The organism is Bradyrhizobium sp. UFLA05-108 (genome assembly GCF_059803455.1).
Window position 1 is genome coordinate 1 of record NZ_JBANAZ010000128.1, and the last position, 10,575, is coordinate 10,575.

At 58.1% G+C, this 10,575-nt stretch carries 16 protein-coding genes and 2 pseudogenes; 10 read left to right on the forward strand and 8 right to left on the reverse strand.

Translation table 11 applies throughout. The features are described from left to right. A partial coding sequence (locus SO140_RS44535; RefSeq protein ID WP_498544095.1) for a hypothetical protein occupies positions 1-245 on the forward strand: 245 nt, incomplete at its 5' end. A gap of 497 nt (positions 246-742) precedes the next feature. Here the strand turns inward: SO140_RS44535 and SO140_RS44540 are convergent. Further along, positions 743-913 (reverse strand): hypothetical protein, encoded by a 171-nt coding sequence (locus SO140_RS44540; RefSeq protein WP_498542004.1) that lies wholly within the window; start codon positions 911-913, stop codon positions 743-745. Between the two features lie 142 nt (positions 914-1,055). Here SO140_RS44540 and SO140_RS44545 point away from each other — a divergent pair, with 142 nt between their 5' ends. After that, on the forward strand, positions 1,056-1,244 hold the full coding sequence (locus SO140_RS44545) for an ATP-dependent DNA ligase (RefSeq protein WP_474801716.1): 189 nt from the start codon (positions 1,056-1,058) through the stop codon (positions 1,242-1,244). 280 nt (positions 1,245-1,524) lie between these two features. Here SO140_RS44545 and SO140_RS44550 read toward each other — a convergent pair whose 3' ends face one another. The 5 genes and pseudogenes from SO140_RS44550 to SO140_RS44570 all read right to left on the reverse strand — a co-directional run. After that, positions 1,525-2,259, reverse strand: a complete 735-nt coding sequence (locus SO140_RS44550; protein WP_474801720.1) for a gamma-glutamylcyclotransferase — start codon at positions 2,257-2,259, stop codon at positions 1,525-1,527. Positions 2,260-2,465: 206 nt separating this feature from the next. Then, positions 2,466-3,005: a hypothetical protein gene (locus SO140_RS44555; RefSeq protein WP_474801722.1), complete on the reverse strand. Its 540-nt coding sequence runs from the start codon at positions 3,003-3,005 to the stop codon at positions 2,466-2,468. 293 nt (positions 3,006-3,298) lie between these two features. Continuing rightward, positions 3,299-3,571 (reverse strand): hypothetical protein, encoded by a 273-nt coding sequence (locus tag SO140_RS44560; protein ID WP_474801724.1) that lies wholly within the window; start codon positions 3,569-3,571, stop codon positions 3,299-3,301. A gap of 157 nt (positions 3,572-3,728) precedes the next feature. After that, a complete protein-coding gene (locus SO140_RS44565; RefSeq protein WP_498544096.1) occupies positions 3,729-5,048 on the reverse strand; it encodes an adenylate/guanylate cyclase domain-containing protein in 1,320 nt (439 codons plus the stop codon). A gap of 250 nt (positions 5,049-5,298) precedes the next feature. Beyond that, positions 5,299-5,865: pseudogene (locus SO140_RS44570) on the reverse strand (transposase); the annotation flags it as partial. A 5-nt stretch (positions 5,866-5,870) separates the two neighbouring features. Here SO140_RS44570 and SO140_RS44575 point away from each other — a divergent pair. Next, positions 5,871-6,185: pseudogene (locus SO140_RS44575) on the forward strand (transposase); the annotation flags it as partial. A gap of 95 nt (positions 6,186-6,280) precedes the next feature. Here SO140_RS44575 and SO140_RS44580 read toward each other — a convergent pair. Continuing rightward, complete coding sequence (locus SO140_RS44580; RefSeq protein WP_474801728.1) at positions 6,281-6,658, reverse strand: NUDIX hydrolase; 378 nt, start codon at positions 6,656-6,658, stop codon at positions 6,281-6,283. 645 nt (positions 6,659-7,303) lie between these two features. Here SO140_RS44580 and SO140_RS44585 point away from each other — a divergent pair. The 4 genes from SO140_RS44585 to SO140_RS44600 all read left to right on the forward strand — a co-directional run bounded on the left by SO140_RS44585 (position 7,304) and on the right by SO140_RS44600 (position 9,456). Further along, entirely contained in the window at positions 7,304-7,537 is a 234-nt protein-coding gene (locus SO140_RS44585) for a hypothetical protein (RefSeq protein ID WP_474801730.1), read from the forward strand. 941 nt (positions 7,538-8,478) lie between these two features. Then, entirely contained in the window at positions 8,479-8,703 is a 225-nt protein-coding gene (locus SO140_RS44590; RefSeq protein ID WP_474801732.1) for an ATP-dependent DNA ligase, read from the forward strand. Next, the gene (locus SO140_RS44595) at positions 8,700-9,059 is read left to right on the forward strand and encodes an ATP-dependent DNA ligase (RefSeq protein ID WP_498544097.1); all 360 of its coding nucleotides are present in this window, start codon (positions 8,700-8,702) and stop codon (positions 9,057-9,059) included. Before SO140_RS44590 ends, SO140_RS44595 begins: the two co-directional genes overlap by 4 nt. 238 nt (positions 9,060-9,297) lie before the next feature. Continuing rightward, positions 9,298-9,456 (forward strand): hypothetical protein, encoded by a 159-nt coding sequence (locus SO140_RS44600; RefSeq protein WP_474801736.1) that lies wholly within the window; start codon positions 9,298-9,300, stop codon positions 9,454-9,456. On the opposite strand, the gene SO140_RS44605 is transcribed toward SO140_RS44600, so the two are convergent. Continuing rightward, positions 9,453-9,596: a hypothetical protein gene (locus tag SO140_RS44605; RefSeq protein ID WP_474801738.1), complete on the reverse strand. Its 144-nt coding sequence runs from the start codon at positions 9,594-9,596 to the stop codon at positions 9,453-9,455. The two genes, SO140_RS44600 and SO140_RS44605, sit on opposite strands and share 4 nt — an antisense overlap. A 123-nt stretch (positions 9,597-9,719) precedes the next feature. On the opposite strand from SO140_RS44605, the gene SO140_RS44610 reads away from it, so the two are divergent. The 3 genes from SO140_RS44610 to SO140_RS44620 form a co-directional block, all read left to right on the forward strand. After that, entirely contained in the window at positions 9,720-9,995 is a 276-nt protein-coding gene (locus tag SO140_RS44610) for a ribbon-helix-helix domain-containing protein (protein WP_474801740.1), read from the forward strand. Between the two features lie 86 nt (positions 9,996-10,081). Further along, positions 10,082-10,318: a DUF6894 family protein gene (locus tag SO140_RS44615; RefSeq protein WP_474801742.1), complete on the forward strand. Its 237-nt coding sequence runs from the start codon at positions 10,082-10,084 to the stop codon at positions 10,316-10,318. 66 nt (positions 10,319-10,384) lie between these two features. Then, positions 10,385-10,575, forward strand: a 191-nt coding sequence (locus SO140_RS44620) for a hypothetical protein (RefSeq protein WP_498541998.1), incomplete at its 3' end; no start/stop codon positions are given.

The following is a 10,575-nucleotide window of genomic DNA, read 5'->3' on the forward strand; positions in this document are numbered from 1 at the left end:
CGTTGACGTCCTTCCATCCGACACCTCCTGGCTCTTCGAGCCTACTACAGGTGTCCATCAATTCGGAGGAGGTTCAAGCGCAAGCGCTTACGCCGCGTGGGGGCGCGGAGGTTGATGCTCGCTTTCTCTGGCCGCTAGGACCCTTGGCACTGTCGGCGCTGGCCCCGTCGGGCACCGGCACACTCGGCCCTGCTCCCGTGGCGCTCGTGGTGCGAGAGACCATCTCGATCAACCCGGTTTTGTAGACCCGCGCAGGGAAATTCACGAGTCGGTGAGAAGTGAGCGATCCCCGTTTCGAACGAAGCTGCCTTGGCAAAACTCCGGCGCGACCTTCCAATCACGTACCGAGTTCGAAAGGATTGACGAACACACCTTCAGGACGCCGCGCCAGCAGACGCTCCAAGTTCGCCTTTCGCATCGACAACGGGAGCAAGCTATGACCGAGCCGATCGCCTAGGCTAAGCGTTGTCGAATAAGTCGCAGGTCCAGCGTATCAATGAAGAGGGCAAACGGGTCGGCTGGCAGCTTGCTAATCTTCCCAAATCAATTCGCCGCACTCGCACCTAAACAGGCGTGTCTCCCGCTGGCTCTTGGGATCGGGAAGCCTGAGCATAAGCCTGAACCTTCCCTCCGCAAAGACATGAGGGAGCACGCGGGGGGAGCTGTTCTATACCCATGAGCATGCACCTAGCTGACCGAGGTCTACACTAGGCGATCAAGAGCGTTCCTAAAATTGCCTATGCTAGCCATCCGTCTGCTCTGGAACAAACGGCTCATAGGTCTTTCGCCCCACGAATGTGTCGGGCGGGGGCTGCTTTAGCAGCTCTCGCGCCTGTTCAATGACGCGACGCAGCGCCTCGATCTGATCATACATGATGCTTGTTGAAGATAGAATTGGCCGACGGTCGGTCATGCCGGCACTCCCTCCGCTTTGCAGGCGGGAGCGCTATCGGTCTCTCAGCCACCGACGCCTACGGACAGAGACAGAGCCTTGGCCGGTGATGGATGATAATACCGCTTTCCGACATAGGTTCCTATGAGATAGGCTTCATGAGGTGAAATGCGACGGCTATCGCCTGCGCTTGGAGCGCGATGGCAACCGCGTTCGCCTTATCACGCGCGGCGGCTACAATTGGACCAGCCACTATCCTTGGATCGTCGAGGCCGCGCTTAAGGTGCGCCAGAAGCAGTTCGTGCTCGATGGTGAAGCGGTCGCTCGGCGTCGATGGCATCTCAGATTTTAACGCGCTTCACTCGCGCAAGCACGGATCATGAAGTGCAGTTCTGCGCCTTCGGGAGCGCCGATTGGCGCGCCGTCCTGAGGGCGTGTTCGTCAATCCATTCGAGTGTGGCGACCTTGCGCCTGATCTACGCCGTGCCGCGTGCAACATGGGCACTTGAGGGACTGGTGTCAAAACGCCGCGACCGGCCGTATCACGGCGGCCGGCAGAAGCATTGGATCAAGGTCAAGAACCAGCGGCATCCGGCGATGGAGCGGGAGCTGTAAAGCCCAAAAAGCGACTATCAGGACCCCGATTGAGTGGTGTCTGCCGTCGATGCTTCGTCGCGAAGTGTAGATTGCAGCCTTTCCGCCACTAGCGCTTGGAGTTGCCATAGCGCTTTGTCGTGAATGGCTAATTCCTCTAGTCGGGACACAGTCTCCCTTAGGTACTCAGCGCAGGAGCCCCAGTGTCCCGCAGCTGATGCCAGAATATCGGCGGCATCATTTAACGGCAACTTCCCAGCGTAATGCGGGCTATGACGGTTGACCACCATTCCCAGAGCACGGATCAGACCTTCATCTGTTTCAACCACCATCCAACGAGGCACGTTCACCGCTGGTTTGACCATCATTTCGCGACGAAACAGGGCATTTAGGCTCGCCGAGACTTGCGCCGGAGGGAGCTTAAAGACCATACCTTTGCACCTGCCGCCGCGATCAAGTGCGAGCATCAATCCCGGCTGATCTCGGGTGCCCCGAAAGCGGGCCACGCGATAGCAAAACGCCCTATGCCATCCCCGAACCGTGGCTATCCGGCGTTCGGTAAATTCACATGCCGGCTTCCAGAGAAGTGAGCCATAACCAAAGAGCCAAACATCACCGGCTGGAGCGTGTGCGAGAACGTTGCCTATGACCACGTCGTAATCTTCACCAGTCATGTAGACCGCGCCGGGACTAGGGCCTGCATCCTCGACCAAGCGCGTGGTGCGAACGACGAGATCAGCCGTGAGCGCCATCTCTCGAAGCGTCGTAGCCATTAGAGCCATCCCTGTGAGGCGACTAAAATTACCGTATTTTGCCTCAGCAGCGAAAGTCCGCACGCGAGTTGAAATAGGACAGGACCGGTGCCGTTCGCGTCGAGATAGAGTTCCAGAAAGAAGGCCCCGACGCTTGCAGGTCGGGGCCTTTCCAAGATCGTCAGGCCGGTTACATCCGCCGTGCCTTTGATCTTTGATGTCGTCGATTACGGCACCTGATCTGGTGCAGAAGGTGGCACGGCTGCCGCATTGGTGTGATCGCATTGGGCGCGAAATCGCGCGGCTGCCACCTCGCGCTTGCGCCAGTCTTCACGGCGCCGATGTTCGATCGCCAGCGCCTTGCGCGTCTCCGCTTCTAGGATGATCTTGTCGATCTCGGCTCCATCGAGCGTTCGCTTGATCCGCAGTACCGTGCTCAACACCATCACGAGATCGGAATGCGGCATCAGGAGATCGCGCGCCGCAACCTCGCAATGCTCGATGAAACTTTCGATTGCCTCCTCGGACTTGCAGAACAGCAAAGCCAGCTCACGAGCCTGCCGGAGATCATCAACGGGCAAGATAGGCTCACCATCGAGCAACATGCGTTCGGCAGCGCGGCCGGCCATCAACTCGATCACCTGAGTGTAACAATTCCCGTAGATGTCGGAGACGGTACTGTGATCCTCACCTGGCTGCGGCATCAACGGAGCAAGTGCATGGCGAACGTGAAAAGCATCGCCCCGGCCTTCGGCATACGCCTCCATGTGTCGGTCGCTCCAAACCCGGCCGCCGTAGCCGGGGCAGGGATTGACCGTCGCTCCGGCCCAGAGAATGCCCAAGCAACCGCGCGGCCACGATATGGCCGCTCTCATGGATCGCGATCCGCACGTCCTCGTCAAAAGAACGGCCGAGAGCAGCGAGCAGTACGTCGTACTCGTCCCGCTCTTTGTCATCGATGTTGGTCATTCTAACCTCCTACGGCCGCGCCATCGAAGGACAGCGCGGTCGCATTTCCGGATGACCGCTGTCGCAGGAAAGAAACGACAGCCAACCCACGTCACACCACTGATTTCTTGCGCGCTCTCGCGCGTTTGAAGCGCTCCTCACGAGCCTTGCGCACCTTTTGTGCAAACTCATACTCATGCTGCCGGACGAGCATACGGCGGCGAATACGATCAATTTCGCTGGAGCGGCCAACGCACGGCATCGCATCGAACATCGCCTCAGCGACAGCGCGAGGCACGCCACCACCGTGATCGACGACGTAGCCATCAAGCCGATGGGCGATCCGATGGGACACAAACTCGGGGGGAAGCAATTTCTTGCCCATGACTAGAACCGAGCCACCGTAATCTCGGCCGTGCGCGCTTCAGTGCTCCGGTCAATCACGGTGAAATTCGCTTCACGGAGCACCGCATCGGGCTAGGTGTGCGGCGCGTCCTTCTCCTCGACGGCGTCGAGATCGACGCCACAGTGGCAGACATTCACTATGCGCTTGCAGCGAATAAATCCCATCGACCCGGGAGGCCCTTGAGTTCGTGCGACCCGCGCTCGGAGAACTTCAGACCTGCCCCGGCAACCAGGTCAGTGATAACTCTTGAAACGAGAACCTCGTTGGCCCGAGACTGCGCCATGACGCGAGCTGCGGCGTGCACGGCTATTCCTCCAATATCCCGACCTCTAATTTCGATTTCGCCAGTATGGAGACCCGCACGTAACGGCAAGCCCATTTGCTTCGAGGCCGATTCCAATGACAAAGCGCAGCGAACCGCGCGGCCCGGTCCATCAAACGTTGCCACAATTCCATCGCCCGTCGTCTTAACGAAAGTTCCGCGATATTTTTCGATGGTTTGAACTGCCAATTGATCGTGACTGTCCAGCAATCTCCGCCATGCCCGATCGCCTATCGCAGCAGCGCTGCGCGTCGAATCGACAATATCAGTGAACAAGATAGTCGCCAGAACGCGATCAAGATCAGTCGATGAACTCTCGCGATGTTCTGTCACAAACTCCTCGATGTCTTCGAGCAACGTCCCCAAGTCGCCAGAAAAGTAGAAATGATCCTGACCGGAGTATTCAATGAATTTGGCATTCGGTATTTGCGCCGCCAAGTTGCGACCATGCTCGATGGGGGTTAAAACATCGCCTTTGCGATGAAGCACAAGTGTCGGAGCCTGTACGTTCGGAAGTATCGCCCTGACATTGATTTGGGCGTTCAAGAGCGAGATTGCCTTGATCGCTCCGGGGCTGGCTGCCAACCGCTGGTATTTGCCAAACTGATCTATAGCGCTCTGATTCGTTGCTTGGCTCGGTGAGAGTGCTTTCAACATTTCGCCGGTGCCCCAAAACTTCAGGCGCTCCGCAATTCTTCGCTCCATATCATTCGACAACATTGCTGCCACCGCGTACCCCCCAAAGAGGATCAGGCGGGATACCCGTTCCGGGTAGGTTGCCGCGAACAACACGCTCATCGGGCACCCCTCGGAATGTCCAAAGAGAGTTGCTTGTTTAGAGCCGATGGTATCCATGATGGCGCGGACGTCGTCGATGCGCTGCTCAAGCGAAGGCGCGTCGGATATTCGATCCGATAGCCCCTGACCTCTTTTGTCGAAAGTGACGACACGAGCGAATGTCGAAAGACGACGATGAAATGCAGTATAACCTGGCATCTCATGCATGAACTCAACATGCGAAGCGAGGCCGGGAACCACGATGATATCCACGGGGCCCGCGCCCATCGTCTGATAAGCGATACTGACGTCGCCGCGGAGAGCGTAACGCGTCTCAGGCAGCAAGAAATCAGCCATTTGGGCCCCCTATATGGGCCAACTATTGTGTCCTTGGCGTCACCGACTATAGGACATCGACCAACATTATGCGAGGTCCGTTCCGGGTCTTGGTTGCGTGAAAACACCTTAAAGCAGCCTGAGCCGGTCGGGTGAGTTGCTGGCAAGTTGGCATATTTTCTGACGTCGATCGCAGAATCCGTGCCTCAAGCGTTTTGCGGTGGTTCTGAAGGATCCCGAAGCGGAGGGACACGCGCAAGATGGTGCAACATCACATTTGCATCGCTGCGATGAGCGGCTTGATACCGATGAGGTTCATCACGCGCGTGAGATTGTAGGCGAGCACGTGCAGCGCCATCTCGGTGGCGACCTTCGGCAGACGCCTCATCAGGAAGTGCGTCGCGCCCATGCGCATCTTCAGTGTGCCGAACGGATGCTCGACCGTCTCTCGACGGCGACGCATCGCCTGAGGATCGGCGTCAAGCCGCCTCTGGGCATCCTCCATGACGTGCTCATGCTCCCAACGGGAGATGACGCGGTCCTTGGCCGTGGTGCAGCGCGCCTTCAGTGGGCAGCTTCCACAAGCTTTCGTGGCGTAGCGCCGAATGGTGCGTTCGCCATCCACTGTTGTGAGCCAATATGCCAGCAACTGGCCAGCCGGGCAGCGATACACATCTTGCTTGGCCAGGTATGCGAAGTCGTGCTTGCCGAACTTGCCCTTCGCCTCCATGCCCGTCGTATTCGGCTTCGGCAGTATCACAGCGATATCGGCATCGGCGCAGGCTTTGATCTCCTCGCCTGTGTAGTAGCCACGATCGGCTACCGCCTCGAGCTTGTCGACGCGCCGACCTCGAAAAGCTCACAGGTGTTGCAGCGCGCCGCATCCACGGCGACAAGGGCTACCAGGTTCGCCGTGTCACCAAAGCGATCCGCCGCGAGATGCGGCGTCGCGCCGCCGTCGAGCCTGTGATCGGCCATCTCAAGGACGACCACCGGATGCGCCGTAACCATCTCAAGGGCCGCGACGGCGACCGCATCAACGCCGTGCTCGCCGCCGCCGGCTACAACTTCAGCCTGCTCCGCCGCTGGCTCGCGGAACTTTTATGCGGCCTGTTATGGATACTCTGTCGCCGCCTATCGCAACCACACCTTGCGTAAAAACGGTGCTCAGAAACGTTCTTCATAAACGACCAACTGGAATAAACCTGTGATCCCAGCCATGGGATACCGATGATGGCCATCCTTCGGCTCAGTCAGAATGGAAATAGCTTGTCACGGATATAGCGCGAAGTGGGAGTCAGCCGGAGACCACGGGGCTTGCGCCAGGCAGCCTTGTCGATCTCTTTCTTGTCCCCGATCTTTAGGCGACCGGAAACCGACTTAGCCACGAAGATCGCGTCGCTCATCTTTCGGCCAGATCGGCGGTTCTTCGCGTTCACTTCCTTCCAGAGCTTCACAGACCCAAGCTTGAGGTTAGGCAGCTCTTCGCTGATCTCTCGGCGAAGGCACTTCCTCTCGTTCTCACCTACGCGCTTGCGCCCGCCTGGAAACATCCAGCGCCCATCGCTCCGACGTCTCACGAGGAGCACCAGCCCCTTTTTTGCCGCGACAAGCTTTGACGACTTCGCCATTCTCCGACCCGACTCGGTAGGTTGCAACGTCAGTATACCTCGTGACGTCCGCAGCTGTTCCCGTAATTTCCCGGATAAGATCCAGGATGGAACTCCGAGGAATGCCAAAGAGTTCCAACGGGGGTTCCAAAGTTCCGGTCTGCGAGGCAGGCGGACGGGAAATGACGCTGTTGGGCGTACTGCCGGCGATCAACAACAGGCCATTCATTCGCGTGTACAGGTGCTTACCCTGTGGCAAGGTCACGAACGACGAAGGGGAATAGAGCGACCTAGAACGGCTGGCAGCTGCTTGACCGATAAGGATATGCAGCCAAGTGGCGGATCAGAGCCGACCGGATGAGAGCCTAAGTGACCCGGACGTGTGTAACGGCGCTGATGCGAGCGAAACGCCTTCGGGCTTCTCAGGTGTGATTTTCTTGCCAGGAGAGCCATACGGCGGTCGCGCGAAGGGTCTCGTTTCCTGAAGCAGTTTCAGGGAGGCGCGAATGACGTGGAGCGAGATGGCGATGCGCTCACCGTCCATTTCCCGGGTTCCTAATTCGGGCATGGCCGTATTCCCAGTTGAGAATAAGGGATTCTGCCAAAAGCGTCGAAATACCTCAAGCCAGATCCTGTGCCGGGCCCGAATCGCGCTACGGCTAGTTCATGAAGCTCACCGTCGAACGTCCCTTTGCCAATCCCGAAGCCGCGGCGCGCAAGCTCGTCGATCTCGCCACCGGCATCGAAGCCGTCCATGACGGCCGCATCCACATCGAGAAGATCAACGCGCCGTTCCTCTACTCGCTGAAGGCGAGCGGCTCCGAGTTCGGCGCCGGGATCAAGCACGCAGTCGAGCGCGGCTGGCTCGAGCTGCACGAGAGCGGACCTATGTGCGGCTGATTACGCGAGCGGCCACCAACTGAGGCGCCCTAATTCTTGCTTGTCTTCACGGGCGTCCTTGTTTCGTCGGTAGGGTTACAGCGGGGGCACGTGAAGGTATGCGACACGGCTTGCTCGGCCTTAATAAGGCTCGAATGTGACCACGCCATTTCGATATCGCACTTGGTGCAAATCGGAGAGCTAACCTGCTTGATTGCCTGTCTGAGTATCTTCATCGCCTGAACGCCCAGTTCCTGGCCGAACAGTAAGCAGGACTGAGGTAAAACGCTAATGTTCCTTAGTAACACTTCTGGCGCGCGCGTGATCGGCCAGCATGGCACTTGCCCTATTGCCGAGTGGTCGTAAGCTTTCGGCGGTTCGGGATGGCCCAGCCCGTAGGGACGTCAAACAGCATCGCCCCTGATTTAGCGATCTGCTCATGGGAGCATCGGCCTTCAGTCGTCCCAGACCAGCTCACCGCATGAGCATTTGTAGAGACGGACTTCATGGCCGTCCTTATTGGGCAGCTTTAGCGCGGCCCTCAGCGGCTCCTTGAACTTAGGGCATTTGAGAATGCTCTTCTGTTCGTGGATGCTAAGGCCGTGTAATCGTTCCGACAATAACTTAGGACAGTCGAACTTAGCGTGGCCGCAAAGAGGCCCCGGCCGGTGGGATTCTGGAGGTATGGAGGCCGGGGCCGCTGGAGGTCCTTGGCGGTATTTGGGATTCGCCAAGATTTCGAGGCTAAGAAAATTCGGCGATCGGTTCTGTTCGCTTTTGAACATTAGGTTCTCAAATAAGAGCGGCCCCAGCTCGGTATATACTGAGGCCGCCATGCTGCTGTTTCCAGATGCGCTCCGACCTGGGGGGACCTCATCGGAGCAGAGGCAGAACGGCAAAAGCCCAAGCGCGTTCCAAGATTCGTAAAATTATCGGCAAATGCCTATTTTCAGCACATGCGTATGACGTACGAGCTCTGCCTGGCGACTGCCGGCAAGCAGGTCCCCGACGGGCCGGACTGGATCCACGAAGTAAAGCACGACGGCTACCGGATGCTGGTTATTCGGGAGGATACGCGCGTGCGCCTGCTGTCCCGCAACGGCAGCGACTGGACCAAGCGCTATCCGTGGATCGCCGAGGCGGCGCTGAAGAACCGCCAGAAGCACTTCGTCATCGACGGAGAGTGATCCTTGGCGTCGATGGGATCTCCGATTTCAACGCGCTTCACTCCCGCAGACACGATCACGAAGCGCAGCTCTACGCTTTCGACGTGCTGGCGATGGGTGGTGACGACCTGCGCGACCTTCCGCTGCACCTGCGCAAGACCAACCTGGAGCAATTGCTAGCGCGACGCCTGGACGGCATCACGGTTGCGCCCTTCGAGCGAGGCGAGATCGGACCTGACCTATTCCGGGCTGCGTGCCGCATAGGTCTTGAGGGCCTAGTCTCCAAACTTCGCGATCGGCCTTACCGCGGCGGCCGGCAGAAGTTCTGGATTAAGATCAAGAACCGCAGCCATCCTGCAATGGACAGGGATCTGTGACTGCGTGCAGTACCGTCTTTGCCATTAGGAACACTCTCTAAAGCCGATGCTTGAATGATTGTTATATTGGTTCTTTCGCATGGGGTACTAAAGACTCTGCGGCAGGCCCGGCTCTACGGCTACCTAGTCGAGCGAAACAACCAGATCTATCACCCGGACGCATTTCATCCGGTTTGCACGAAATTGTCGGTACGGGGCGTGAAGCGTCGGACTGATTTCCCACGAGAGGGCGCGAGATGTGACAGTTTGGATTTACGATCAGGGCCCGGATCTCAAGGTGTTCGCTACGGAAGAGATCGCGCACGCTTGGCTCGACGAGAATGACCCGGAGGGCGTCGCGTTCGAGTACGAGGTGATTGGCTCCTCGGCCGAGCCAGGAGTTAAGGCCGGGTATTAGTTCAGCTTCCGGCGCAGGTTTCTAATGATCTCCCGCAGATCCTCTGCATACACCTCAATGAGGCGGCGAGCCTCCTCCAGGCGCGAAGGCCTGGGCTTCGGCGGTTCCTGAATCCGGCGCGGCTCCTTGGTCTGGTTCATGCCCTATCGTGCCCCAAGCCAGCGACGACCGTTGACATAGGTCAAAGGGCACGAGACCCACTAGAAATTCGTGGTAATATAAGAAGGGCGGCGTTCCTACGCCGGATCGAGCGAGGAATACACATGAGATCCCCCGTCGTAAAACGGTCCATTGTCGTCGCCGGGCACAAGACTAGCGTCAGCCTGGAAGAGGCTTTCTGGGATGGGATGAAGGAGATATCCGGCCTGCGCAACATGACGCTGTCGGAGCTGGTCGGCGAGATCGACAGCAATCGCGAGCAAGGCAACCTATCGTCCGCGATACGCCTGTTCGTGCTCGATTACTTCAAGAACCGCGTTGCGGCGCCCCAGCTTCAGCAGAAAGTGCCGGCCCCGCAGCCATCCAGCAGTAGGGCGTGAGGCCTTGAAGCGGGGAAACCAGCGCCTCTTGGTGGTCTAGGAACAGTGAATGGTTGCCAGCGTTGGACCGCGCTGGAGACGTTGCTGTGATCCGCTACTTTTTCGACATCAGGGACGGAGCCGAGCTTTACCCGGACGAAGAAGGTCTAGAACTGACGAATGAAAGGGCCGCTGAGCTGGAGGCCGCAAATACGTTGGCTGCCATGTTGAAGGATGCGCCTGGTTTGCGCGATCAGCAGGACATGGCTATCGAGGTCCGCTCGGAAGTTGGTCCGGTTTTTCAAATTGCCCTCATTTTCGAGGCCAGCCGATTGAAGAATTAGGCCTCACCTAGGAACGGCAGTAACTTTCCGTGGTTTCTTTTGGCTATATTTCCTGAGAAATTTTCCATGGCCACCAAGAACTGCTTGATCGTCCGCGCCGTCGGAAGCCAACTCGATCAGCTGCGCGGTGAGGCATCGCGCATTTCACGACGAGATAAAATCGACTGGTGGGTTGAGCGGGGCAACCTTGGGACGCGGTTTTGCTTTGAAACTGCTGAAGCCAAACAAGCGTTCGCTTCAATCTGCGAAAACCTCGA